The organism is Blastopirellula sp. J2-11 (genome assembly GCF_024584705.1).
Lineage (GTDB): Bacteria > Planctomycetota > Planctomycetia > Pirellulales > Pirellulaceae > Blastopirellula.
The window spans coordinates 3,582,156-3,609,086 of sequence record NZ_CP097384.1; the positions used below are offsets into that span (position 1 = coordinate 3,582,156).

A 26,931-nucleotide genomic window follows, 5' to 3' on the forward strand; every position below is an offset into this window, starting at 1 on the left:
GCAAGTTGTCGTAGCAGAAAGAGAGATGGGATACGTCGAACTCGCTCTATTTCGCGAATCCAAACTCCGCTCCGGCCAACTCGGCCGCGCCTGCGGTGACAACCTTCGCTCCAACTTCAGGTCCATGCCGAATCGCCGCCCAGTCTTCGTCGACCCAACCAACCTGAACACGCCGCCGAACAAACTCACGTTCGCCGGTTTGTTCGTAGACCCATTGCCCGCCATAGATGTCGTGAATGACCGCGGCCCAAGGAATTGCGGTTTGTATCTCGTCTCCTGTGAGCGGCAAATGCAACGCGATTTTTTGCCCCGGCTGGAAACGATGATTGGGATTCGGCAGTTGGAAATACAAGTCGACGGCCGCCGCCAAGGGGGTCGCCGTCGGCGGAGACGCAATCGGTTGAACGACTACATCCTGATCTGACGGACGGCCGTCAAGCATCGTCACCCGAGCAGCTTTCGTCATGTCAATCTCGTGTAAATCACCTACGTATACGGGTGCTTGAACCCACAGAATTTCGTCATTCATGACCTCGAACAAGGGAGCTCCGGCGGCGACCATTTCGCCGGGTTGAACCTGAACTGTTCGCAAGATGCCGCTGATCGGCGTGGGAATTGGAATGGCGGCTAAGGTACCCGCATCCTCATCGAGGATGACTCCATCAATTTGACTTTGTCTCAGCTTTGCTGCGGCCAAGCCTTTTTCGGCCAGTTCCAATTGAGCTCTCGCTTCATCGACGCTCCGCACAGTGCCAACCATATCGTTTAGCAATCTCTCGGCGCGCTGGAAGGCGATCTGGGCAGAGTCGACTTGGACCGACGCCTGCTGAACGGCGCCTTCCGCATCGATCTTCGACTGAGCCAACGTATTTTTTGCTTCCGCAAATCGAATCCTCTCCGCAGGGGTCAGCACCGCACGTTCCGGCGACAACAATGGATAGATGGACAAAATCGGCTGACTTTTATCAACACGTCGTCCAACATCCAGTTTGGATTGATCGCTCGGACTGCGCAGCGTGCCAGCAAGCGGCGCCGAGACAATCACCGACGCGTCCGTCGGTAAAACCAAATCGGCTCCATAGGGACGCGTGCGGACCATCTTCCGCTTCTCGACCATCACCGTTTCTAATCCGAGTCGTCTGATTGCATCTTCCGTCAGTTCGATGACGTTCAGATCACTTTCGGCAACTGGTCGCGTGGTTTTGGAAGGCGCCTGGGCGGACTTCTCCGGCTTGGTCGATTTCTGCTGACAACCGCATGTCAGCGACACGCTTGCGCAGAGAACTATCAGGACCAGACGGCGCGCGCTCTGTCTAAGCGTTGGACTCATCAACTTTGACCTTTCCCCGGATGGGCGACTCATGGCGTTTCGTCTCGGGCAGCGACAAATTCTCATTGTTTAACGCGGCTTTGGGCAAGCAGATGACGACTTTCGTACCTGCATTGGGTTCGCTGTACAGCTCGATTGTTCCTTGATGCGCCACGATAATGGCTTGCGTAATCGCTAATCCCAGACCTGTACCGCCAATGGAACGGTTGCGAGATGAATCAACTCGATGAAACCGATCAAACACACGCTCTAACTGGTTGGCCGGAATCCCGACGCCGTGGTCGCAAATCGTGACCTGAACTTGCTCGCCGGCGTCAGAAGTCTCTACTTCGACGGCCGAAGCCGGCGAAGAGTATTTGATCGCGTTCTCCAGCACGTTGAAAAAAGCTTGGCTCAAGCGAACATCATCTCCTAACGCTTCGCATGCATGCATTTGATCCGTGGACAACGTAACGTTGCGCGATTCGGAGAGCGGCCGCAGTAGTTCGATAACGTCTTGCAATAACGCATCGATCTGCACAGGCTCACTCCGACAAGTAGTGATGCCTGCGTCCTGACGACTCAGCGTCAATAACTGATCCGCGAGCGTTCCTAGCCGCGTCGCTTCTTCCACGATTACCCGGAGTGCGGCCTTATACTCCTCTTCGGAACGCGTTTTTCGCAGCGTCGACTCCGCTTCCGAGCGCAGGACGGCCAGCGGAGTTCGCAGTTCGTGCGATGCGTCGGCCGTGAAGCGACGAATCTCTTCTACGGCCCGCTCCAAGCGAGCGATCAGGCGATTCAGCGTGCCGGCAAGATGCCCCAACTCATCATGCGGATTGGCGACGGCGATACGGCGATCGAGTTGGGAGATCGTGATCGAGTCAGCGACCCTGGCAATCTGCTCGACGGGGGCCAATGCTCTGGCGGCCAGGAAGTAGCCTCCCAAAAGGGCGAACAAAATACCGATGGGAAGCAAAATCGCGATCAATACGAATAGGGTTTCAATATCCTTGGTCAAAGGCTTGAGCGGCGTGAGCACTTTGATAACCAGTTTTCCATTCTTCCCTTCGACCGTTCGCATCGCGATACGATAGGATGCGTCGTTCATCGCTTGTCGTGTTTCAAATTCGTAGGCGGAGTCTGATAATTGGCCAGCAACTTCTGACGTTACGCCAGAGCTGGCGAATAATATCGCTTGGTTCTTATCAAAAATTACGAAGTCGAACGTTTCATGTTGACGAAATCGAGCCGCCAGATTGGCGTCCAGTTCGCTTGGGTCCTCAGCGAGTTGAACCTCTAGATAGAGCTCTTGCAGCTCTTCTCGCAATTCCGCATCCATGCGCGCAAGCAATTGCTGATAAGTCAAAGGGATCAGCATCGAACAAAAAACCGTTAAAATGACGGCCAACGCTGCGGCGTACCAAAGCGTCAAACGCCAGCGAATGGAGATGTTCAACATGGCGGGTCTCCCAGTAAATACCCCTGGCCGCGAATCGTGTGCAGAATGGTTGGTCGCCCTGGCGCTTCCAATACTTTTCGCAGATGGTTGATATGCACCTGAATGACGTTCGTCCAAGTTGCGGTTGGCTCTTTCCAGACATCCCGCGCGACCATCTCGCGTGTCACAATTTCGTTTCCGTGCCGCATCAGGTAGATCAATATCTCCAACTGACGATTCTGGAGTTCCAATTCGCTTCCGTCGCGATAGGCCTGACGGAGAAGCAAATTGACGGTAAGGGGACCGAACTTCAGCAGGGTTGATTCCGACTGCGGACCACGCCGCAAAAGAGCACGAATGCGGGCCAACAATTCATCCCAGGAAAATGGTTTCACCAAGTAGTCGTCGGCGCCTGTATCGAGCCCCATAACGCGATCTTCCACCGCATCTCGAGCCGTGAGCATCAGCACAGGGACGCTATTGCCGGCGCCGCGAACCGTCGCCAGCCAGTCGACGCCGCTTCCATCGGGCAGCATGACATCTAGAAGCACCAAATCGACCTGGTCGGAGAATTGTCGATCGGCCGCCGCCAATGTTTCGGCAGCAAGCGTCGCGTACCCGGATTCTTCCAGAGTACGAGCAATACTCCCTAGAAGTCGCGGTTCGTCTTCGACAATTAGAATCAGGGACATGCGGTCCAGCAGTGGGTGAATCGGCGGGTAAATTGCATCGCCAAACACCATCTTGATTCATCGAACGTCAATCGAGAAGTTCAGGACGTGAAGATAAACTCGAATTCATCTTCCAGCTTGGAAGCCAGCGTCTGAAAAATCGAAGGCGCAGCCGGCTGTCCGTTGATAATCACAAGCAACAAGTCTGCGAACGGATTCCCGTCGCTGTGAGGGCAAGTTTGACAACTTGCGGTCTTTACGGCGATCACGATCACTACTTCCCTTTGTAAGACTCCATTTCGGAACCAGTTTTCATAACGTCGCTCGATATCTTTTCGCAGCAAGCGGCGTTTTCGGTTTCCAGATGGTTTCGCGCCGATTTTGCAGTTTTTGGCGACAATCGTCGCTTCATGAACAAATGGTCGCCAGGGAGAATCGCTTCAGCTAAACTAGGAGATCACGCGACCGATTTCCCTCGACTTTCATTCCTTGCGAGCCTCCCCGCTCACGAGTGCGCTCTATCCCCAGCGCCTTGCCTTGTGCCCCATTTCGTAGTCCGGAGTTCCTACATGCACCGCCCCTTTCGACGTTTGATCTTGCTCAGTTCCGCTCTGCTGCTATTTGCCGCTGTCGCCACGGCGGAAGATCATCCAGATCGTGTCGTCCACCCAGGGGTTCCCCAAGGGAAGATCACCACGGGGCAGTTTAAAGAGAGCCAGATTTTCCCCGGAACCGTGCGCGACTACAGCGTCTACGTTCCGGCGCAGTACCAAGCAGATCAACCGGCCGCACTGATGGTCTTCATGGATGGCGGCGGTTTCGCCAACCCGAAGGGCGCCTATCGCGTACCCGTCGTCTTCGACAATCTGATTCATCAGAAAGCGATGCCGGTCACCATCGCCGTCTTCGTCAATCCCGGCGCCATTCCCGCAACCATCCCCGGCGGGAAGGCCCGCAGCAATCGCTCGTTCGAGTACGATTCGCTGGGCGATCGATACGCCAACTTCCTGGTCGACGAATTCTTGCCCGTTGCGCTGAAAGGATTGAACGTATCCACGGACCCGGCCGATCGCGCCGTTTGCGGCGGTTCATCCGGCGGAATCTGTGCGTTCACGACGGCCTGGGAAAAACCGGACCAGTTTGGCAAAGTGTTGAGCAACATCGGCAGCTACACCAACATTCGCGGCGGCTGGGCTTATCCCGGCCTGGTTCGTAAGACCAAAGACAAACCGAAACCGCTGAAGGTTTACCTGCAGGATGGCGTCGACGACTTGAGCAACCTTCACGGCAGTTGGCCACTAGGAAATCAAGATCTAGCGGCAGCGCTGCAATTTGCGGGGTACCCGTACAAATTGGTGATGACCGACGGCGGACATAGCGGCAAATGGGCCGGCGAAGTCTTACCGGAAGCGCTGAAGTGGTTGTGGGATGACAACGCAGAATCGACCAATATCCCCATCGTCAACACCAAGCCGAAATGGGAACCGCATCCCGACGCGGTTGCTCGCGCGGACGTTCCCAAGGGGACGGTTAAGGTCATGGAACCGTGGGAATCGAACCTATTTCCCGGCACGATTCGAGACTGGTCGATCTATGTGCCTGCTCAATACAAAGCCGATGAACCTGCCGCGCTGATGGTGTTTCAAGATGGTGAGAAGATGCGCGACGTCAACGGTCGCTGGCGCGTGCCGGTGGTTTTCGACAATCTGATCGCCAGCGGCGAGATGCCTCCCACGATCGCGGTCTTCCTCAATCCTGGACAAGATAAGACGAAACCGGTCAAAAAGGGTAAGTTTTCTAACCGCGGTTTTGAATACGACAACCTGGGTGATCGCTATGCCCGCTTCCTGGCCGAAGAGATCCTGCCCGAGGTTCGCAAGCATTACAACATTTCTGACGATCCCAACCTGCACGCGATCGGCGGTTCCAGTTCCGGCGCCATCTGCGCCTTTACCACCGCATGGGAGCGGACCGACCTGTTCCGCAAGGTTTATAGCAGCGTCGGCAGTTTCACCAACTTGCGCGGCGGCAACGTCTATCCGGCGCTCATTCGCAAGACCGAACCGAAGCCGATTCGCGTTTACATGGCCGACACCAGCGGCGACGTCGACAACGCCTACGGCAGTTGGCCGTGGGCCAATCAGCGAATGGCGTCCGCTTTGAAGTACATGGGCTACGATACTCGTTTTGACTGGGCCGAAGGTTACGCGCATAACTCGGACTTCGGCGGATCCAAATTTCCCGAAGCGATGAAATGGTTGTGGCGCACCGAAACCTCCGTCCCCCAGATCGACACCACCGACGATCTGGGCAGCGACTTTACGCTGTTAGACCTGTTGGTTCCTGGCGAAGGCTGGGAATTGGTCGCCGATAACCTGGGATTTGCCGATGCTCTTTGCGCCGATCAGGATGGCAATCTCTACTACTGCGACATGAAGGCCCCGGCCGTGATCCGCATCAGCGCCGCCGATGGCGCGAAGACGGAGATCGCCAAAGAGTCGGTCAGCGGCTTGGAGTTCAGCCCCGATGGTTCGCTGCTTTACGCTTGTCAGGGCTCCAAAAATCGCGTCATCTCGATCAACGTCAAGAGCGGCGAAGTGAAGACGGTTGCCGAAGGGGTCAAACCCAACGATTTGGCAGTCACCAAAGACGGCTTTATCTTGATCACCGAGACGCAAGCGCAGCAGGTGACGCGAATCGATCCCAAGACCGGCGCAGTGACTCCGGTCGACACCGGGATTAACAAGCCGAACGGCATCGCGCTTACCAACGACGGCGCCACCTTGGCCGTCTCCGACTATGGTGGAGCGCACACTTGGACGTTTCGCGTTAACGCCGGCGGAGTCCTTGACGCCAAAGCGCCAACGATGCCGATGCGACTACCTGTCGATCCCAAGGGAGAATTCCATTTCAATGAACCGCCCCCGTACATGGCTTCCCCCAAAGGAGACGGCATGGCCGTTGACAAAGCCGGCCGCTATTACGTGACCAGCGCATTGGGTGTCCAAGTCTTCGATCCGACCTGCCGCCCCTGCGGAGTTCTGCCGAAAGTCGACAACGACCAGCCGCTGACAACCTGCATGCTGGCCGGCCCCGATTTCAACACGCTCTACATTGCACACGGCAAAAAAATCTATCAGCGCAAGCTGACCGTAGCCTCCAAGAAGTAACCGGTTACTTCCGCTGCGGAAGTCCTGGAAAGAAAGCGTTCGTCCGGGCTACATATTCCTGGTAGCCCGGCTTGGTCGAGGAGAGCTTCTTCTCGAGCAACGTAACGCCTGAGACTTTCATCAAGAAGACCGACATTACGAGAGGACCGATCGTTGGCGACCGAATGCCAGCTGATCTGCTGATCTGCTGATCGGAGCAGGCAATTCCAACTTGCCGCGGCAGTGAGACGCCCTACATCGCCATTCCCTGCAAGCCCAAAAAATAAGCGTTACAGAACCGAAGTCAAAATAGCCGCCAGCAAGGCATAGTGCGGATATCGGGAACTCGCTGGTCCTATTTCTGGTCGGGGACTTCACCAGGGCTGACCAGGTCATCCCGATTTCGATCCATGCGATCAAACGCTGTCGACGGTCCGACAAATTCTCGTCGCGACACGTCTCCGTCGCCGTTGCGGTCCATCGCAAGAAACCAAGAGGGACCACTCCGCTCCAGCTTTCCCAGCGGAGAAGTCGGTTGTCCCAGACTAAAGGTCAGCAAGATCTGTCGCGGTAGCCGATCGGGATGAATCATGCCTGATTCGGCGGCGCCAGCAGATTCGATTCGGTTCCAAGCGTTGCGTAGTTCGCGTCGTGACAAAGCGCCGTTGCGGTCGAAGTCTAGCAGTTCAAAGAGCCCTGGGCCGCAGTCAATCGCCGTCATCATCACCTGGTTGGCGCCGATTTCACGTTGCAATTGGAGCCAAGCGTCCAGTTCAGCGCGAGTCACGATCTCGTCCTCATTCGCGTCCAGAAGGCGGACCATGGATGCGCCAAATCCGCCCCGTTCGGCCGACCATTCTTCTTTCGTCAGTTGATCGTCGTTATCGTTGTTCGCCGCGTCAAATCGATCGATGACATTCTTGCGGATACCTTCTCCATATTCTTTCAGACGACCTGCTTCGGTCCGGACGGTGATCCACCCGGTCTCGCTCTTCCAGCGCATCAAGTCAGAATCGTCAGAAGCCGCATCGGCGGCTTGAATCTTCCAGGCAGCGTCCGGGGCCGACGAGACCGACAAGCGCCACTGAGCATCAACCGGTTGCAAACGCCATGCTGACAGCTTCTCGACGGAAGCGGATTCGCCGCCGGCCGAAAGGAGCGAACCGACCCTCTTCATCCAGACGCCGTCTTTGGAATCGCGCGGCAAGACGACAATCGGAAACTTCTTGAGCGACTCAGGAAGCGAACGATCTTCTGCGCGCGGTGCGCCGCACAGTAAATTGCCTGAAGCGCCGGGGTAAAAAATTCCGGCGACCAATTCGCCAGCGCCTAGCAGTTCGTCATCGTTTTGATCGAGCGCCGGCAAAATCTTTTCGGCTTGCAACCACTCCGCTGCGGTCACTTGTTCATTCTGATCCAGATCCAAGCGCTCCAGCAAGCTGCTGGTTAGCTCGCTCGAAAAAGGGGCGACGCCGATCCCACAGACAATCGATCCCAGTCCGTTGTCTCGATAATACGTCGCGAGTTCCTGGACCGTCGCTTGTCCATCGGCATTGCTGTCGAGATCGTTCCATGCCGGCGGTTCACCGATCACCGGCGCGAATCCGCTGCTCGCCGATTCGCGCAGCGCTCGCGCCGAAGGGAGCCTGCGACACTCGCTCTGGCTGAGCGTCTGATCCTCGTTCAGGTCGCAATAATCTACGATCGCTTGAAACTTGGCGTCCCAGATCGCATCATAGTCGCGACCGCCGGCATCAATGACCACCTGTGCATGGATCAACTGTTTGACGTCGACAAAGGCCAAATCCAATGCGATCGCATCTTCCGCAACGGACGAGCCGCCAGCAAACGCATTCACACCGACCAACGCAAATACAAAAAATGCCAATCGAAGGCGAATCATAGTAGTTCCTCAATCGGCATGGCTTCGGGGTCGGCGATTCGAATTGGACGCCCAACATTGGACATGTTCTGTTTCATAGGATTGACGCCGATCGTCTCACAGACGGTCGCGATCACGTCAGGCACGACGACCGGTCGTTCGATGACTTCGGTTCCGTTCTCATTGGTAGCGCCCAGCGCTTGACCTCCCCGAATTCCGCCGCCCGCCAACACCGTCGCCCAGGTTTGCGGCCAATGATCTCGCCCGCTTCGTCCGTTGATTCGAGGAGTTCGTCCAAACTCTCCCTGGCACATCACGACCGTCGACTCCAGCATGCCGCGCTGTTTCAAGTCTTCCAGCAGCGCCGCAAAGCCGGTATCGAGCGTCGTGGAAAGCTCCTTCACGCGACTAAAGTTGTCATTGTGCGTGTCCCAGCCTCCCAGCGTCACTTCGACGAATGAGATTCCTCGCTCCACCAAACGCCGCGCCATCAAACAACCTTGTCCAAAGGTATTCCGGCCATAACGATCACGTAACTCGACAGGCTCGTCATCCAAACGGAACGAAGAAGCCGCTTCGGGACGCATCAATCGCAACGCCTTTTGAGACGCTGAATGCAACGCACTCACCACAGCATCCGGTCGGTCCGCGTGGAACGACTTGTCGAGATTCGACAGCATCGCCAACCGCTGGTTCTGCGTCTCGTCAGAAACTCCTTTCGTTCGACTGAGATCGGGGACGATCAGGTCTTGCTCGCCGCGTCGCTGGCCACCGATAACCAGGGGCGAATATTCCGGTCCCAAAAACCCGCCTCCCAGCAAGCTGCGTTGACGGCCTGGAGAAATACTGACAAAGCTCGGCAGATCCGACTCGCGATCCCCGATTTCATGCGCGCAAAGTGCGCCGATGCTGGGAAACTTGATCGCTCCTTGTGGAACGTAACCCGTTTGTACAAATTGGGTCGCGCGCCCGTGATCCCCTTCCTTGCTGGTCATTGAGCGAATGATCGCCAACTCGTTGGAATTGGCGGCGAGCTTCGGCATGTGTTCCGAGATTCGCACGCCGGGGGTCGCCGTTTGAATTTCTTGAAACTCGCCCCCGTTGACGTTACCAGGCTTGAGGTCCCACATATCAATCGTCGCGGGCCCGCCGCTCAGCCACAGCATGATCACCGCTTTGTTTTTCGTCCCACTCTCAGAGGCTTCGCGTGCGAGCGCTTCCAGCCAGCCCGAAGTAGCGCCAAATCCGACACCCAACGCCGCCATGCGTAGATAGTCGCGTCGCGACAATTTCAGCGATCTTGCCATTTTGTTTATCCTTCAAAGAAGCGAAAGAAATCGCGATTAGTGGTTGGTGTTAAACTCGGCGCTGTTGAGCAGCGCCCACATCAGATCTCCCAGGGCGGCGCCTTTGTCAGGCGCGGCGGCCAAGTAGCGAGCGAACGTTTCCGCTTCTTCCGGTCGAGGATCACGCGAAAGCATCGCCATGTAGAGGGTGCGTACCTTTTCCTGGTCGTTCAAAAACGGAGCATCAGCAAGCGTCCGCAGCAACGGGCTCTCATCCGCTTGAACAATCTCTTGCGTCGCTTCACCATTCATCAGCGAAAGCGATTGCAAAATCGAACGCTCGGCATGCGATGCGTCTTCCACGAAAAACTTCGTGGTGAAACGCTCGCGGGCGTCGCGATCCTTCGTCGGGTCGAGATCGTTCCGCTCGATCGGCAGACCGGCCGCCGTGCGGATGCTGTCGTACAACTGTTCACCGCTAAGACCGCGAACCGGCATCCGGGCATAAAGCGTCGGATCGACCTGCGCCGATTCACCGACTGACACCCGGCTCGAGCGCTGATACGCTTCGGTCAAGACAATCGCTTCGGTGAGCAACTTCAAGTCAAACTCACTGGTGACAAAGGCGTTGGCCAACTCTTCCAATATTTCGGGATGAACCGGCGGATTTTCTTCCGAGAGATCGTCCAGCGGCTCCACCAAACCCGTTCCCAGAAAGTTCGCCCATACGCGATTGACGGCATTGCGAGCAAAATAGGGATTTTCGGACTGGGTCACCCAGTCGGCCAGCGCCGTACGGCCGCTGTCGCCGTACATCTGCGTTGGCCAAGGGATTTCGTCACCGGTGAACAACGTCGCTTGGACCTGTTTCTCCGTTTCCGGCATCGAAATCTCAAAATCGCTGGTTGAGACGGCTTCGCTTGATTTAGGGCGCGCGAAAAACGCGGCCGTTTCCCAAAACTGTTCTTGCGTCCAGCGCGAGAAAGGATGATCGTGGCACTGAGCACAGTCGAGATTCACCCCCAAAAATGCTCGCGTCGTATTGGCGGCCAGATTTTCGGGCTGTCGTTGACTGGCCGATAGAAAACTCTCTGGAGTCGAAAGGAGGACGCGATTCGCTTCCGCCTGATCGCCGCTAGCGCCGACCGTCAGCATCTGACGAACGATTTCGTCATAGTGCAGCCCGCTGGTTAGCTGCATCGTCAGCCAGACTTCAAACTCTTCGCTCAACCCACGAAATTCCGGCGTGTCGGCTTGCGGAATCCAGGTTCTTCGCCAAAAGGTGGCCATATGCCGCGCATGCGCGCCGGAATGGACCAACTGATGGGCCAACTTCGTTCGTTTGTCTTCTTCATCCGACTGTAAAAATTTGTTGGTCTCCGCAACCGTCGGAATGCGTCCCGCCAAGTCCAAGTAGATGCGGCGGAGAAATTCGGCGTCGGAAGAAATCATCGTCGGCGTAATGCGGCTCGATTCTTGCGCTGCGGACAAATGCTGGTCAATTCGCTTGGCCAGTTCTGACGCGCTCGGCGGATCGGCCATGACCAGCAGCCCGCCTCCCAGGGCAATCAGCAGCGCCACGGTCGTCGTCAGGCTTCGTTGATTCATGCGTAAAATCATTTCTCTCACGGAATAGATGAACGAAAAAACGAACTAGAACGCGGCTAGGTCGATCGCTTGACCATCGTCGCGCGTCGTCAGTCGTCCATAGATCAGCCCATCCAGCTTCGGCGTCACAAAGCGGACCGATCCGTCGCAAAACAAGACGTTGGCGCCTTGCGGATGAAATCCATAGATGCCGAAATAGTTGTTACAGTTCACGGCGCAGTCGTTTGAATCTCCTTTGCCGCGAACAGTCCCAGTTTCTCGATCAAAAACCATAAACGCGATCGAACCGAAACCTGCCCAAGATCCGCGGGAGTTCTCGCCGCCGATCGGCGCCGTATCTGACGTTTTCTTGCCGACTCGCCAGCTTTCGGGCAAACCGGCTTTTTCAATGATGAGAAACGTATTCGTCATGCCGTCGGTGATCAGACGAAACGGCAACGGATCATTGTCGGTCATCGACTGATGATCGTTGCCGCGCAACTCCGAGGGCCAATTCGCGCCATATCCCGCGTCAGGCATGAACAAACCGTTCGACGAAATAAAATCGTTCGGGCCGGCGTCGACCGTGAACACCGTCGCCCGGTCAGCATTGCGCGATCCGGCCGATGCGCTGGCGCTGATCGTCATCTTGCGATCATGCGGCGCCGAGGGACACAGGAACTCGCTTACTTGCGTTTCGACAACTTCTTTGTTCTTGGGATCATAGAAGTCGAAATCGTGATCGTATTGATCGTTCAATGCCGGCTGTAAATGGGGAAGGATCTGGCTCCCCCAACCGCCATACGCCATCTTGCCGCCAAACCCCGTTCGACGTGGCGGAAACGCTTTGCGGGCGTCGGCATATCCATGAAAACTGTTGCTCAACAACCGGATATGGTTGGTGCAGGTCTTCAGATTCGCTTCTTCCGTAGCGACTTGAATCGTCGGCAAGAAAATGGCGACAAGAATCGCGATCAGACTGCAAGCGACGATCAAATCGACCAAGGAAAAGCCGGTTCGCAGAACCGCTGCGAAACGGAGTGCAGTGGAGCGTTGTTTTGATTTCATCCGAGTAGACCTTTTCTCTGCGGGTTGATTATTTCAACTCAAATGTCTCCAGGTCGTTTTCGCCTTCAACGACCTGAGCTTTCCATTTTGACTTTTGGGGATTGTTGAATTTGCCTCTCAAGCGATCTCGTTCCAAGGGAAGCTCATCGTCATCGCCGGTCGATACGTACATGGGGCATTGAAAGGTAACGACGTATTCGCCAGCAGGCGCTCCGTCCGGCTCTTCCTTCGAGTACGAGTGCAACGCGAAATTCCCCTGTTCGTCCGTCATTGCAGATGGTGCGAACTGCGGCCCCTCAAATTTTTCTACCGGATGAAAGACTACGCGAAAAGAAGCTGCCGGCTTCCCTGCGTACATCACCGTACCAGTCACAGGATATGGCTGCGGCCCCGGCAGCGGCTCCGATTTACCGCAGCCCAACAGCGACAAAACTCCGATCAAAAAGAAGGACCCCAGCAGCGCTGGCGACTCGAAAACACGCATACGTACCTGCTCTGTAAACATTCAATTCGCGTAGGTAATGACTTCGCCGTCGTTCGTTCCGATGATCCGACCGTAGTTAATCGGATCTAACTGTTCTGCAATAAACTGGACAGATCCGTCGCAATACAAAACATTGGCGCCGCCGGGATGAAACGAGTAAATCTGGTTGTAGTTGTTGCAGTTCACGGCGCAGCTGATCAAATCGCCGGATGCGGCGTCGTGATAAGAATCCATCGTTCCATCTTTGGAATACACCATATAGCTGAACGATTGCCAGCCAGCCCACGATCCGCGATTGCTGACGCTGACATCGCCGCCGGTATTTTTGCGGCCATGATATTGATCGGGCCAGCCAGCCGTATCGTTCAGGATCAGTGTATTGGTCAGGCCATCCGTAATGTCGGCCAACCGCCGCGGAGCGTAATTCGCATCGTCGCTCCATGAATCGGTCATCGCTTGTTGCTGATTGTTCAGCGTTGGCGCCTGTAATCCCCAACCAGCCGACGTCTTAGAAAATCCATTCGGCGTTAGATAATCGATCCAACCCTTGACCTCAAATACCGTGCTCTTATCTGGATTGATCGAGTTGTCCGTCGCTGCTCGTGCGATGATGATGTCGCGACTACGCGGCGTCGATGGACAAATAAACGCTTCTAGCTTCGTCTCCACCGCTGGCTTGTTGACCGGATCGTAAAAGTCGTAGGCAAAATTGTACTGGTCGTAAACGGACTGTTGCTCGATGTACGGCAGCAGGAACGTGCCCCAGCCGGTGTAGCCCAAGTCGACCCCTTTAAAGCGACGCGGAGGCAATCCATTATGCGTACTCACATAGTTGTGAAAGCCAAGTCCCAACTGCTTCAAATTATTAAGGCACTGCGATCGCCGCGCCGCTTCGCGGGCCTGTTGCACCGCCGGCAGCAGCAGTCCGATTAACACGCCGATGATCGCGATGACCACCAACAGTTCCACCAACGTAAATCCGCGTCGAGGGGATGTCTTCACTTTGCTTCTTTCTCCTTGTTCCCTATTTCGTCGCTGCAAGCATTTCATGTCGAAAGGTCGACAGAACCCCAAACGGTTGCAAAAACCGTCGAGTCAAAAGACCTGCGCTGCTTTCGGCGGGACGATGTTCCATGCGGTTGCGGAATGCATATCCCGTACCGAGCGACGCAAAATTAACGAACGTTAATGTTGCGCCCAGCGCATGCGATGCAGCAATCGCAGAAAAGCAGGATTAGCGGTGAAAGTGTTCCGATACGAACGGAAACATAATGACGCGACTTCTATTCCGCGATGGAATCAACTTCCACAAGACGGCGCCGCGGCATGCGACAGAGTCATCGCATTCGACATGCATGTCGCTTCGTTCAACACAGCAACAAGATAATCGCGGCGAATTCTTACGCGATCAGGTCATGCACAATCCGAGCAGGTTCAACACCGGTTAGTTTCTGGTTCAGCCCTTGAAACTTGACCGAGAGCCGATTGTGGTCGAATCCCAAGAGATGCAAGATCGTCGCGTGCAGATCGCGAACATGCACCCCATCTTGGATCGTATTGAAACCAAAGTCATCGGTTTCGCCATACGAAACGCCCCCCTTCGCTCCTCCGCCGGCCATCCACATGGTGAACGCGTTGGGATGATGATCCCGTCCATCGTCGCCGCCTCCTTGAACCATCGGCGTGCGGCCAAACTCGCCGCCCCAGATGACGAGCGTATCTTCCAACAGTCCCCGCTGTTTTAGATCTTGCACCAGCGCCGCGCAGGCCTGATCAGTCGCCAGGCAGTTTCCCTGCAGATCCTTCTTTAGATTGCCATGCTGGTCCCACGCCTCGTGAAAGAGTTGCACAAAGCGAGTTCCCCGTTCCACCAAACGCCGCGCCAGCAGGCAGTTTTTCGCGAACGACGGTTGATCGGGATCGACTCCATACATGTCCAACACATGTTTGGGTTCGGAAGACAAATCCATCAGTTCCGGTCCGCTCGCCTGCATCCGATACGCCATCTCGAACGAGTTGATCCGCGTCGCGATTTCGGGATCACCAGTCGCGGCCAGACGTTGCTGATTCAATTGGTTGATCGTGTCGAGCGAATCACGCTGGACCGTCCGATCGATTCCCGTCGGGTTCGATAGATAGAGCACAGGATCACCAACGCTGCGCAGTTGCACTCCTTGATAGACCGTCGGCAGATATCCGCTTCCCCAGTTGCTGGAGCCGCCGCTCGGTCCCTTTTTCCCCGAGCTAAAGACGACGAAGCCCGGCAGATTGCGAGACTCAGAACCCAAGCCGTACATCGTCCACGCCCCCAAGCTTGGCTTGCCAAACAAAGGAGATCCGGTGTTCATCATGATTTGCGCCGGCGCGTGATTAAACGCGTCGGTCTTCATGGACTTGATGATTGTCAGATCGTCGGCGATCTTCGCCGTGTGGGGAAGCAGCTCCGAAATCTCTGCGCCGCACTTCCCATGTTTGGCGAACTTGAACTTCGGCCCCAGCAGTTTTGAATGGGGATTGATGAACGCGGCGCGATAGCCATCTAGCAACTCGGCGGGCGGCAATGACCCGTCGAACTTTTCGAGCTGCGGTTTGTAGTCGAACATTTCCAAGTGGCTAGGAGCGCCGGCCATGAACAAGAAAATGACGTTCTTCGCTTTCCCCGCAAAATGAGGCTGCTTTGGCGCCATCGGATCTATCTGCTGCGCTGCAGACTCGCCGCGCAACATGTCGGCCAGTGCGATCGATCCCAGACCAACGCCGCAATCGCGGAGAAACCAGCGGCGTGAAATGTCGTTGGGTGTCATCTTCGGGTCCTTTCCACTTCGCGTGGAATTATTCTTTGGTGATCGTTTCGTCCAAGCAAAGGATAACGCGGGCAACCAGCGTCAAAGCGGCCTGTTCGTGAATGTCGTCGCTCTCTACGGCAGAGGACTTCACAATCTCCTGCGCGTTCAGTTCGCCCGCTGCGAGCCGAGTACGCTGCTTGTCGAGCATCGTTTGCAACATCGCAATTTCATCCGCAGTCGGCACACGTGCGATGCAGCAGCGCAGCGCGTATTCAAGACGCGATGCGTCGGTCTCGCCCCCTTCCTTTTGCGTTCGCAACGCCAGCGCGGCGGCGCACTCTTGCGCCAGCGGTTCATTGAGCAAGGTCAACGCTTGCAGCGGCGTGTTCGAACGATTGCGGCGAACGCACGAGACGTTCCCCGGTTCGGCGTCAAACGTCTCCAACATCGGGAAGGGAACGCTCCGAAAGCGGAATGCGTACAGTCCGCGGCGATAACGATCGGCGTCGGTCTCCACGTTCCACGTCTTGTAACCATAACTGGCCGGCGGATCAAACAGAAAAGCAGGCGCCGGCGGGTAAACCGGCGGTCCGCCGATCTCGTCGTTTAACAGTCCGCTCGCCGTCAAGCCAATGTCGCGCACGATCTCGGCATGAACGCGAAACCGCGGGCCCCGCGCCAAAAGGCGATTGTAGGGATCGCGCCGGTACTTCGCTTCCGTCACGACCGAGGACTGTCGATAAACCGCCGACGAGACGATCAAGCGGTGAATATGCTTCAAGCTCCAATCGTGCTCCATCAGGTCGACCGCGAGCCAATCGAGCAGTTGGCGATGCGACGGCGGCGTGCTTTGCGATCCCAGATCGTCACTCGTTTCGACCAGACCGATACCGAAGTACGATTGCCAGATCCGGTTGACGATCGCTCGAGCGGTCGTGGGCGAACGTCGATCCACCAGCCACTTGGCGAACGTCAGTCGTGATCGAGGATCGCCGGCGGGCAAATCATGCAGAAACTCGGGCACGCTTGGCTCCACAACTTCGGTCGGACTCAGGAAATCTCCGCGATGCAGCAGCGATGTGGTGCGCGGCTTCTGCCGTTCTTCCAATACCAGTTGTGACGAACCCTCGGGAAAACTTTGCCAGAGCGCTTCGATCTGGGCATTTTCGTCGGCCCACTCCTCGACGGTCGTTCTCCAATAGGCGAACAATGCTTGTTCTTGCGCTGGCGTTCTTTGGTCGGCGGAAATCGCCAAGGTCTCACGCACCGCTTGAGGAAGCGGATCGGCGATTGGATTGGCTTCCGTCGTCAACGAAAAACGATATCGGCCCATCAAGCAATTGTGCTTGTCGTTGTTGTTCCAACCGCCGTGATTCATGGTCGGCTGAACGGTGATCACCGTTCCCTCTTCGAATCCAACCGGCTTTTCCAAAACGAAGACCGCTTTGCGCGATTGATTTCGCCGACCTGGATCGCTGTCGGTCGTCCAAGCCGTACTCTTGTCCCCATCGAGCGCAAACGAAATCGGTCCTGTGACTCGCTTGTCTCCCCCTTTTGCTTTGATATTGACGATATAGTCCGGCTGCGGCGCTTTGGCCGGGTTGACGTCCGCAGTCGCCGAAACCAATTTCAACTTCGTCCGCTTGCCGGGATCGCTCGCAGGCGCCGCATAGACCGTAAACTCGGTCAGCGCCGCCGTCCCACGCAATGATCGGCCTGGTCCACGGCGCGGCAGTTGGGGATGCGTCAACAGTTCTAAACGAATCCCGGTGATCTCCTGCGCGGCGGTTGTCTTCATGACGAACCGCGGACTTGAACTGTGCGGCGCATAACTTTCGCTCAGGATCGAGTAGTCCTCTAGCACGCGAAACTTTTGCCCTTCAAACGGCAAGTCGACTGGCTCCAATACTTCCCATTGGCCGGCGGACGCTTGAGCGGCGGTTTCCCACTCCGCCATTTGCTTGCGCCAGTTGGGCGTCGCTGACTGGAGAGCGGACTCAATCGCGACGATCTTTTGCCGAATCACACCGATCTTTTCCGCTTCGGTGTTGGTGTACGCTGGGATGATCGCGTCATGCGTATTGTTCAAAAACGCAAACATCCCAAAATATTCGTGCTGCGACAGCGGATCGTATTTGTGGGTATGACACTGGGCGCACTGCACCGTCAATCCCAAGACCGCTTTGCCGACCGCATCCATCCGATCGAACATCGCCGCCATCCGAAACTGCTCTGGATCGGCGCCCCCTTCTTCGTTGACCATCGAGTTTCGCAAGAAACCGGTCGCGACCAAACTATCCTGGTCTGGATTGGGAACCAGATCGCCAGCGATCTGCTGAACGATAAATTGGTCATACGGCAAGTCGCGATTCAGCGCTCCAATGACCCAGTCGCGATAGAACCAACTTGCTCGTGGAGTATCTTTTTCGTACCCGTCTGAATCAGCGTAGCGCGCCGCATCCAACCAATCGCGTCCCCAGCGTTCGCCAAAGTGACGTGACGCCAGCAAGCGTTCGATCTGCCGGTCGTAGGCGTCCGCACTCGCATCAGCGACAAACGCATCGACTTCTTCGATCGACGGCGGCAGGCCGATCAGGTCGAGACTCAGCCGTCGCAGCCAGATCGCTTTCTCCGCTTCGGGCGATGGAGTCAGCTCTGCTTCACGCTCCAACCGGTTCAAGACAAACGCATCAATCGGATTGCGCACCCACGAGGAATTAGCGACCTGTGGAACTTCGGGACGTGTCGGCGGAGTAAACGCCCAATGCCCTTCGTACTTCGCGCCTTGCGATATCCAGTTCTTCAGCGACTCTATCTGCTCCGGCGTCAGCGACTTCCCCGCTTCGACCGGCGGCATCAACATCTCAGGATCGGCGGAGGTGATCCGCGCGACAAATTCGCTCTCCATCAAATTGCCAGGGACGATCGCCGACGCATGAGCTCCAGCGGCGTTATCCAGACGCAAGTCGGCCTCGCGATGCTCTGGATCAGGACCATGACATTGAAAGCAATTTTCGGACAGGATCGGCCGAATATCACGTTGAAAATCGACTTCAACAGGCTCCGCCCCAGCGGCGCCGCTGAGAGACGCGAGTGTCAACAGGATGGCGGTAGGGCGAATCATAGAAGGAATGGCCTAAACCGGGGCAAACGAAGGATGGGAGCAGAGGCAGGTTCGGAAGTTTTCCGACTTTTCCAATTTACAGGAATTCGAGCGTCAAGTCTTGAACTTTGCCTCGCATTCTTGGTACGTTTAGACCATCATGAATCACGATTCGCAAGCATTTCAGACCGAGTTTTTCCGCCAATCTCTGCAAGCGGAATCGGTCATTGCGCTGTTTGATTCACTACCCCAGACCTATTTTTATCTCAAAGATCGTCAGGGGCGATTCGTCAAAGTGAATCAACTCTTTCTCGACAATCATGACTTGAAAGACGAATCGGAAGCGATTGGCAAAACCGATCGAGATTTTCATCCACCGCTATTAGCCAACGCCTATATCGAAGAAGATCGCCGCGTCATGGCCAGTCGTCGACCGCTTCCCGGGCAGATCTGGCTCGTTCCGCACCGACGTCGCACTCCTCGATGGTATGTTTGCACCAAGACGCCGCTCTTCGACATGCAGGCGGAAGTTGTCGGCATCGCCGGTGCGATGTACCGGATCGAGCAACAGGACGAATTGGCGAAATACCTGCAGGAGCTATTCGCGGTCGCTCGTTATATCGAGAAACATTACGCCGAGTCGATTTCGATGGCCGACATGGCCGAGTTGACTGGCCTCTCGCCGACCCACTTTAATCGCCGCTTTCGCGAATTGTTGCGCGTAACGCCGACGCACTATCTGAAAACGGTGCGCATTCAAGCGGCGCAGAAATTGTTGACGACCACGTCGCGCAGCCTGATCGAAATCGCCGCCGCTGTCGGCTTCACCGATCAAAGCCACCTGACCAAACGATTCCGAGAAGTAACCGGGCTGACCCCGGCAGTCTACCGTCGGCAATATGTTCGCTAGGTGGAGACGAACAGGGGTAAAACGGTCGGAACCAACATTGCGCCGCGACCTAGCGTCGAACAAGGCGCTGGCTCGATATCTCGAAGTAAATCCTTGCAAATGTCTTCGTATTTTTCTAGAATATAATCGTAGACCATGAAGCAACGCACCGCTATCTGGGGGTTACCAGGCTCGCAACCAAACACAGCAATCTGGTGGTCCAATTCCCAAAATAAGATGCAGTTCGCTCCCGCGAAAGTAGCGTCTTGCTTGCGCATCTTTCGCAGGAGTGAAAGGCGACAACGGGTCCAAGCAGGCCACCTTCGTTATTTGGAAGGGGAGCCGTAATCCCTCGGCTTGCGCAGTTTGAAGTTGCGCTATTTGGCAATTCAGAAAGTATTGAACACGGAAGCAGAACGGTAAAACAGGGTCTGAATCAAGCGGAAAACCGTCACACTAGTGTTCTGTCAAACCGCTATTTTCGGCTTCCACGAAATCAGCCGCACGGCGTTAGCCGCGGTTTCTGTCACCAATTGTCTTTCGCAAATGAGTTCTCATCAGAAACCGGTGCTAACGCACTACGGCTAATAAAAACATGGCGCCTGAAAATTGTCGCGTGACAGAACACTAGCCCGCTGCGCCAGCGAGGGAATACGGCTCGCCACTTCAATCCGTGTTAGGGTCGCCAACTCTATTCCCTCGCTGGCGCTGGCGGGCTAGTGTGACGGTTTTCCGCTAGCTGCCCCATTTTGATTTTCCAACGCTTGAAAGTGAAGACGGCGCTGCGCGGCACGTATCGACAGGGGACTCTTTGTTCAGCTTGCTGAAAACCGCTCTAGTGTTGGACTGTTTTGATTCGTTGGACAAAAAGCAGAGCGGTCCTGTCCTGTCCAACCTTTTGGAGCCAACAGATCTGTATCGACCTCTGAAACTACCCAGATTAACGCAGCGAGAAGGAAACGACGTTCGGCAAAAAATGGATCCTGTCCTGTCCAACCTTTTGGTCCCATAGATCTGCACCAACGTTTAAACACCCCAAATTAACGTAGCAAGAAGGAAACGGCGTTCGACAATAAATGAGTCCTGTCCGGTCCAACCAGCGCTGGGGCGTTCCGCTTTCCCACGATGGGAGAACCGATACGGCTCGTTCCGTGGCCGAGAGCAAAGTAGCCCAGCGGATTCCCTCGGATGGCGCCGCTGATTACGATGGCAGGTGACCTCACGACGACTTCTTGATCGCTGTTACAGTCACTCCCTTCGCGCTGCGGTCGAACGGCGCAAAATCTTGTTCTTTGAGATTGCCCTATGCCCCTGAACTATCGAGCTCGTCTCCTCGTCGCGTCAATTTCTGTTTGCGCTATCTTTTTTAGCGGGATCCTGGTCGAGACCACTTTCGCTCAAGAAGCCAACGCCAAACCGAACATCGTTTGGATTATGGCCGAAGACATTGGTCCCGATTTGGCTTGCTATGGAACGCCAGCGCTGCAGACGCCAAATTTGGACAAACTGGCGGCGAGTGGGCTGCAACTGGAGCGCGCTTACTGCACTTCGCCGATTTGTTCGACCAATCGCTCGGCCATGATGACCGGAATGTATCAAACAACGATCGGCGCCCATCACCATCGCAGCAGCATCGGCAAATTACCGGCGCCGGTCCGACCGATCACCGCCTACCTAAAAGAACAAGGCTATTACTGCGCTATCGGCTGCGGTTATGGCAAGAAGACCGATTTTAATTTTACGATCGAGAAAGAAGATGCCTTCGACGGCAACGATTGGCGCAATCGCCAAGCGGGGCAACCCTTCTTCGCCCACATCCAATTGGGCGTAACGCATCGCGGCAATTGGTGGGAGAAGACGCGTCAGGCGTCGACCGATCCGGTAGATCCCGCCGCGGTTCAATTGCCTCCGTATCTGCCGGATCATCCGGCGATTCGCCTAGACTGGGCGACCTATCTAGATCAAATCGAAAAAGCGGATCAGCAAGTCGGAGAGATCGTCGCGCGATTGGAAAAAGAAGGGATTGCCGACAACACGCTGATCCTCTTTATCGGCGACAACGGACGGTGCGTCTTTCGGGGCAAGGGTTTTGTGTTTGAAGACGGTATTCGGATCCCTGCGATCTGCGTCTGGCCCGGCAAGATCAAGCCCGGCACGAAAAGCGATGCGTTGGTTAGCGTGATCGACATGAGCGCCGAAGTCTTAGCCGCCGCCGGCGCCAAGGTCCCCAGCTATATGGAAGGACGACCGTTTTTGGAAACCGAGAGCCAGCCGCGCGATTATGTCTTCGCCGCCCGGGATCGCTGGGATGAGGTTTACGATAAATCTCGCGCGGTCGTCGGCAAACGTTACAAGTACATTCGTAACGACATGCCGGAAGTTCCTTACTTTACAGTGCACGACTACGAAGAAAAGGTGCGTCCGATCCGTCCCGTGCTGTGGCAGTTGTTCCAAGAGGGAAAAATGAACGACGTGCAAGCCTATCTGATGCAGCCGTGCAAACCCCAAGAAGAACTCTACGACCTGCAAACCGATCCGTGGGAAACCAAGAACCGAATCGACGATCCGCAATTGCAAGCCGAAGCGAACCAACTTCGCCAGGTTTTGACCACCTGGGAAGAAGAGACCGACGACCAAGGTCGATATCCCGAGCCGGACAATCAAATCGTGAAAAAGTACCAGGCCGCAATCGCCGAGCGGCTGCAAAAACTAAAAGATGGGACCGCGAAATATCCACAGTAGCCGCAGTTTCATTCAAATCACCTTGTGAATACCGATGGGGCGACCGATAATCAATTTCTCGAAGTCGGCTTGGATCGCCGACTTCTCACTTTGATCGTCAGAAGCCGCCAGTCGAGCCATGCCACAACATCAAGAACCGTCAGATTTTCCTGGCGTGGACGTCTGCGCCAGTTATCTGAAGGCATTGGCCGATCCGTATCGACTGCAGATCATTCGCGTCTTGCAACAAGGCCCGATGAGCGTGACCGATATCGCATTGCTATTGGAATTGGAAATCGCCAACGCATCGCATCATCTGCGCGTGCTCTATCACGCCCAGATTGTCACGACCCACAAAGAAGGAAAGTTTGTCTACTACGATCTAAATCAAGCGTTTCTCAAAAGCAAAGCGGCCAACTCACTCGACTTCGGCTGCTGCAAATTTGATCTGCGGAAAGACGTCTAATCGGGCGTCATGTTACTGCATGTTCGCGAAAAGAATATTGGCGTCCTTCAGCGTATTCTACTTTTTGTTTCCCCAACCGCCGCCGCCTGGTGTTCGGATCACGAGCACGTCGCCCCGTTCCAATTCAAAACTAGCGATCGCCGGTAGGCGAATTTCGGATCCGTCGGCGCGGCGCAGCAGGTTTTCCCCTACTTTGCCGGGCTCACCGCCCGCCAATCCATATGGTGGATAGTCGCCGCGGCGCTGCGTTAGCAGCGAACCAGTCAACGGTCGTAGAAACTCAATCTCGCGTTCGACTCCATCTCCTCCGCGATGCTCCCCTGCTCCGCCGCTGTCATGACGAATCGAGAATCGCCGAATTCGGGCCGGAAACCGCAGCTCGAAAACTTCCACATCGGTCATCCGCGTATTGGTCATGTGCGTATGCACCGCCGAAGCGCCGGCAGCTTGCGGCGTCGCTCCGGCGCCTCCGCAGATCGTTTCGTAATAACCGAACGTCGCGTCACCAAAGGTAAAATTGTTCATCGTTCCTTGGCTAGCCGCTGCAAGCTGCAAAGCTCCTAGCAGCACGTCGACCACGCGCTGAGAAGTTTCGACATTTCCCCCCGCGACGGCCGCACATTTCTCGGGCGTGCCGAGAAACGGCGGATTCAACAAGCAGTGCGGCAAACGAATCTCCACCGGTTCGAGCACTCCTTGATTCAGCGGGATCTCTTCGTTCAAGAGCGATCGTAAGCAGTACATCACTGCAGCGGTCACAATGGCGCGGTTCGCGTTCAAGTTGCCCGGCAACACCGGCCCGGTTCCGGCAAAATCAACCACCGCCTGAGAGCCGGTAATCTCAATCTCCACTGCAATCGGCGAACCATCATCGAGATGATCTTCAAATCGATGCCGCCCATCCGGCAAACGTGACAATGCCGCGCGGGTCTTGGTTGCGGCGGCGTTCTGGATATGCCTGGCGTACCGCTCAACCAATGTCAGGCCATACGTTGCAACCATTGCTTCTAAGTCGATTCGCCCATGCTGATTCGCCGCCAATTGCGCCGCGACGTCGGACAAATTATCTGGCACATTTCGCGACGGATATGTTCCCTTACGTAAGATTGCCTCGAAACCTTCCCAATCGGCGACGCCAGCATGCATCAAGCGAAAATTATCGATCAAGACTCCTTCGTCGGCCAAGGTCTTCGAGCCAGACGGCATCGAGCCGGCGGCGATCCCGCCGATCTCCGCATGATGAGCGCGACTTGCCGCGAAGAAACTTGGCCGCTCACTCGCTTCGCCCATATAGACCGGCGTAATGACCGTTACGTCGGGCAAGTGTGAACCGCCGCGATACGGGTTATTGGTCACAAACGCATCCCCCGGCGCCATCTGCGGGTTGAAGGCGATCGTCGCTTTGACCGTTTCCCCCATCGCCCCCAAGTGAACGGGAATGTGAGGCGCGTTGGCGATCAGATCTCCGTCACCGGTAAAAATCGCGCAGCTGAAATCGAGCCGCTCTTTCACATTGACGCTGACCGACGTGTTTTGCAGCGCTACGCCCATCTGTTCAGCGATCGCAGCAAACTGGTTGTTGATGATCTCGAGCAATACCGGATCGGCGACATCATCATCCGTCGGACGGGCGATCACATCGTCTTTCGCCACAGCATCCTCACTGCAGCGAATCAACAGCTCGCCGCGGCTCAACATTTCGGCCATCCACCCTGGATCAATTACCGTGGTGGCCAGCGACTCCGACACCAGCGCTGGCCCAGCGATCACGGCGCCGCAACGTAACTGATCTCGCTGAAAAATCGGAGTCTTCGTATCGCGTCCCGCAAAGCGAACGTTCGCCCAGCTTGCTGGCTCCACTTGCTGGCGCTCGCCAGATTGGCTCGCTTGAAAGTCTCCACGATCCTGGCCACTTGCTTCGACGCGTGCAGCGACCACTTCGATCGGTTGCTTCCGACGACAATAGCCGTATCGCTGCTGATGCGTCTGATGATAGCGTTCGTCCAAATCGGCCAACGGTCGTGCTGCGATAGATAAAGACGCTTCCAGCCCCTGATAGCGCAGTTCTACTTCCTCGCGACAGGTGATCCGCGATTCTGGATCCCCTTCGGCAGCGACTTGCTCAACGGCGTTCGCTTTCAACTCGGCAAAGGTGGCCTCGAGCAATGCTTCGCTCCGCTCGAGGAAGCGATAAATTCCGCGTGTGGCGTAGCGCGTGGTCACGGCAGCGCCAATTCCGACGGCGCTCAGAATCCCAGCATCGGGATGGGATAACAGGGTGGAAATTCCCAGCTGTTCGGCGACGGCGCACGCATGCTGTCCCGCCGCACCGCCAAACGGAACGAGCACGTAGGCGCGAGGATCGTAACCTTTGGCGACCGAGATCGTCCGAATCGCTTTGGCGATGTTGGCGTTGGCGATCTGCAAGAATCCGGTCGCCAGTTCCTGCGTCGTTTTCTGTTGGCCAGTCGCCGCTTCAACTTTTTTCGCGATCTCCACCAGGCGCCGCTTCACCGCCGCTTCATCCAACCGAAACGGAAATTGCGCTCCTTGCAACTTGCCGAGCGCCAAGTTGACATCGGTCACGGTCAATGGACCACCGCATCCATAACACGCAGGCCCCGGATCAGCGCCGGCGCTGGCCGGACCAACCACCAGCTTCACTCCATCGAAATCGCAGATTGATCCGCCGCCTGCGGCGACCGTTTCGATCGCCATCATCGGTGCGACGATGCGAACTCCGGCTTTCTCGGTTTCAAACTGACGTTCAAACGCCCCGTCAAAGCGGGAAACGTCGGTGCTGGTCCCCCCCATGTCAAAGCCAATCGCACGGGCAAAGCCAGCTTGCTGCGCGACGGCCGCGTAACCGACTACGCCTCCAGCTGGCCCTGACAAGATGCTATCTTTGCCCGAAAACTGCTCAGCAGCGATCAAGCCGCCGGCCGAAGTCAACAAGCTTAAACGGCTGCCGTCGCCCAACGCACGTTCAATGGCGGCGACATAGTCGCGTAGCACCGGATTCAAGTAGGCGTCAACCACCGTTGTATCGCCGCGCGCCACCAACTTGATCAGCGGCGCCGTTTGGTGCGACACGCTCACGTCCGCAAAGCCTATCCGCCGCGCGATTGTTTCGACTTGCCGCTCGTGGATCGGTTGGCGATAGCTATGCAAAAGACAAATCGCCAAAGAGCGAATTCCTTCGTCGAACAGCTCGCGCAGTTGTCGCTCCACTTCCGCTTCGTCCAGCGGAACAATGACGTTCCCTTCCGCATCAAGCCGCTCTTTGATTTCCACAACGCGGCGAACAAGTGATGTCGACTTTTGGATATCTAATTGAAACAGGTACGGTCGATTCTGATAGCCAATCTCTAGAATGTCGCCCAAACCGGCGGTCGTCACCAAACCGACATCGACGCCTGACCGGGTCAATAGCGCATTGGTGCCGCGAGTTGTTCCTAACCGAACATCGATCGGCGGCAATGCTTGATCGCGGGCCAATCCCAACAAGCGACGAATCGCGACCAACGGCGCTGCTTCGTCCCCCTCCAGCAAATAGAGCGTCCCCACACAAGGCGCTTGGTCCAATGGACGATCGAGCGTCAAACTTCCTTGTGAGGGATCAAAACGTACGACGCGGCGCTGCGCGATCGTTTCTCCTTGCTCACTAAGCAAGCTCAAGCGATAGCCGCGCCATACGCTGGGCGGACCGTTTCGCCGCGCGTCATCGAGAATAACGCTGGCCTCGCTGCCGGCGCCGACTGTGCCTTGCAACTTGCCAGAGCTAAGAACTTTGATGCGGCGCGTTTCTCCGCCGCTGCTGCGCATCAGACAATCGGTAAACGTCCCACCAACATCAATCCAAAATTCAGTACGCTTTAAGTCAGTCATTTTCGCGGGAAGTACTTCTCAAAGGCGGCTATCGGTTTGCTCGAGCGTCACCCCAGAGTATCAATCGATTTTACGCCGTTGAGTAGATGGGCCGCGCCGCCCAAGCAACGGCGATTTTGACTTGCGAACACATGGAGCCAACAACGACGTACCGCATTCCAGGGCAACTATTTTCACACAACCGCCCCTTTTTTCGTCCTC

At 56.0% G+C, this 26,931-nt stretch carries 18 protein-coding genes; 4 read left to right on the forward strand and 14 right to left on the reverse strand.

Going from position 1 to position 26,931, the window contains the following annotated elements; translation table 11 throughout:
• Positions 1-46: 46 nt before the first annotated feature.
• The 4 genes from M4951_RS14230 to M4951_RS14245 form a co-directional block, all read right to left on the reverse strand.
• Positions 47-1,270 carry an efflux RND transporter periplasmic adaptor subunit gene (locus M4951_RS14230; protein ID WP_262022318.1) on the reverse strand — a complete coding sequence of 408 codons (1,224 nt, stop codon included), beginning with the start codon at positions 1,268-1,270 and terminating at the stop codon, positions 47-49.
• Positions 1,271-1,313: 43 nt separating this feature from the next.
• A complete protein-coding gene (locus tag M4951_RS14235) occupies positions 1,314-2,771 on the reverse strand; it encodes a sensor histidine kinase (RefSeq protein WP_262022319.1) in 1,458 nt (485 codons plus the stop codon).
• The gene (locus M4951_RS14240) at positions 2,765-3,442 is read right to left on the reverse strand and encodes a response regulator transcription factor (protein WP_262022320.1); all 678 of its coding nucleotides are present in this window, start codon (positions 3,440-3,442) and stop codon (positions 2,765-2,767) included. The genes M4951_RS14235 and M4951_RS14240 overlap by 7 nt, the downstream gene beginning before the upstream one ends.
• 80 nt (positions 3,443-3,522) lie before the next feature.
• Positions 3,523-3,765: a hypothetical protein gene (locus tag M4951_RS14245; RefSeq protein ID WP_262022321.1), complete on the reverse strand. Its 243-nt coding sequence runs from the start codon at positions 3,763-3,765 to the stop codon at positions 3,523-3,525.
• A gap of 225 nt (positions 3,766-3,990) precedes the next feature.
• On the opposite strand from M4951_RS14245, the gene M4951_RS14250 reads away from it, so the two are divergent.
• Positions 3,991-6,591, forward strand: coding sequence for an alpha/beta hydrolase-fold protein (locus tag M4951_RS14250; protein ID WP_262022322.1), 2,601 nt, complete (start codon positions 3,991-3,993; stop codon positions 6,589-6,591).
• A 4-nt stretch (positions 6,592-6,595) separates the two neighbouring features.
• Here the strand turns inward: M4951_RS14250 and M4951_RS25650 are convergent, their stop codons facing one another.
• From M4951_RS25650 to M4951_RS14290, 9 genes are all read right to left on the reverse strand, one after another.
• A complete protein-coding gene (locus M4951_RS25650) occupies positions 6,596-6,814 on the reverse strand; it encodes a DUF1295 domain-containing protein (RefSeq protein WP_410050435.1) in 219 nt (72 codons plus the stop codon).
• 111 nt (positions 6,815-6,925) lie between these two features.
• Positions 6,926-8,473: a hypothetical protein gene (locus M4951_RS14255; RefSeq protein ID WP_262022323.1), complete on the reverse strand. Its 1,548-nt coding sequence runs from the start codon at positions 8,471-8,473 to the stop codon at positions 6,926-6,928.
• Complete coding sequence (locus M4951_RS14260) at positions 8,470-9,759, reverse strand: DUF1501 domain-containing protein (RefSeq protein WP_262022324.1); 1,290 nt, start codon at positions 9,757-9,759, stop codon at positions 8,470-8,472. Before M4951_RS14260 ends, M4951_RS14255 begins: the two co-directional genes overlap by 4 nt.
• A gap of 36 nt (positions 9,760-9,795) precedes the next feature.
• A complete protein-coding gene (locus M4951_RS14265; RefSeq protein WP_262022325.1) occupies positions 9,796-11,346 on the reverse strand; it encodes a DUF1549 and DUF1553 domain-containing protein in 1,551 nt (516 codons plus the stop codon).
• A gap of 45 nt (positions 11,347-11,391) precedes the next feature.
• Positions 11,392-12,393 carry a DUF1559 domain-containing protein gene (locus tag M4951_RS14270; RefSeq protein ID WP_262022326.1) on the reverse strand — a complete coding sequence of 334 codons (1,002 nt, stop codon included), beginning with the start codon at positions 12,391-12,393 and terminating at the stop codon, positions 11,392-11,394.
• Positions 12,394-12,421: 28 nt separating this feature from the next.
• Entirely contained in the window at positions 12,422-12,877 is a 456-nt protein-coding gene (locus tag M4951_RS14275) for a carboxypeptidase-like regulatory domain-containing protein (RefSeq protein ID WP_262022327.1), read from the reverse strand.
• A 21-nt stretch (positions 12,878-12,898) separates the two neighbouring features.
• Positions 12,899-13,879, reverse strand: a complete 981-nt coding sequence (locus M4951_RS14280) for a DUF1559 domain-containing protein (protein WP_262022328.1) — start codon at positions 13,877-13,879, stop codon at positions 12,899-12,901.
• A gap of 398 nt (positions 13,880-14,277) precedes the next feature.
• Complete coding sequence (locus tag M4951_RS14285) at positions 14,278-15,681, reverse strand: DUF1501 domain-containing protein (protein WP_262022329.1); 1,404 nt, start codon at positions 15,679-15,681, stop codon at positions 14,278-14,280.
• A 28-nt stretch (positions 15,682-15,709) separates the two neighbouring features.
• Complete coding sequence (locus M4951_RS14290; protein ID WP_262022330.1) at positions 15,710-18,787, reverse strand: PSD1 and planctomycete cytochrome C domain-containing protein; 3,078 nt, start codon at positions 18,785-18,787, stop codon at positions 15,710-15,712.
• A 139-nt stretch (positions 18,788-18,926) separates the two neighbouring features.
• Here M4951_RS14290 and M4951_RS14295 point away from each other — a divergent pair, with 139 nt between their 5' ends.
• The 3 genes from M4951_RS14295 (at position 18,927) to M4951_RS14305 (ending at position 22,842) form a co-directional block, all read left to right on the forward strand.
• Positions 18,927-19,676, forward strand: a complete 750-nt coding sequence (locus M4951_RS14295; RefSeq protein WP_262022331.1) for a helix-turn-helix domain-containing protein — start codon at positions 18,927-18,929, stop codon at positions 19,674-19,676.
• Positions 19,677-20,960: 1,284 nt separating this feature from the next.
• Positions 20,961-22,397 (forward strand): sulfatase, encoded by a 1,437-nt coding sequence (locus M4951_RS14300; protein ID WP_262022332.1) that lies wholly within the window; start codon positions 20,961-20,963, stop codon positions 22,395-22,397.
• Positions 22,398-22,515: 118 nt separating this feature from the next.
• Positions 22,516-22,842 (forward strand): ArsR/SmtB family transcription factor, encoded by a 327-nt coding sequence (locus M4951_RS14305; RefSeq protein WP_262022333.1) that lies wholly within the window; start codon positions 22,516-22,518, stop codon positions 22,840-22,842.
• 57 nt (positions 22,843-22,899) lie between these two features.
• On the opposite strand, the gene M4951_RS14310 is transcribed toward M4951_RS14305, so the two are convergent.
• The gene (locus M4951_RS14310) at positions 22,900-26,730 is read right to left on the reverse strand and encodes a hydantoinase B/oxoprolinase family protein (RefSeq protein WP_262022334.1); all 3,831 of its coding nucleotides are present in this window, start codon (positions 26,728-26,730) and stop codon (positions 22,900-22,902) included.
• Between the last annotated feature and the right edge of the window lie 201 nt (positions 26,731-26,931).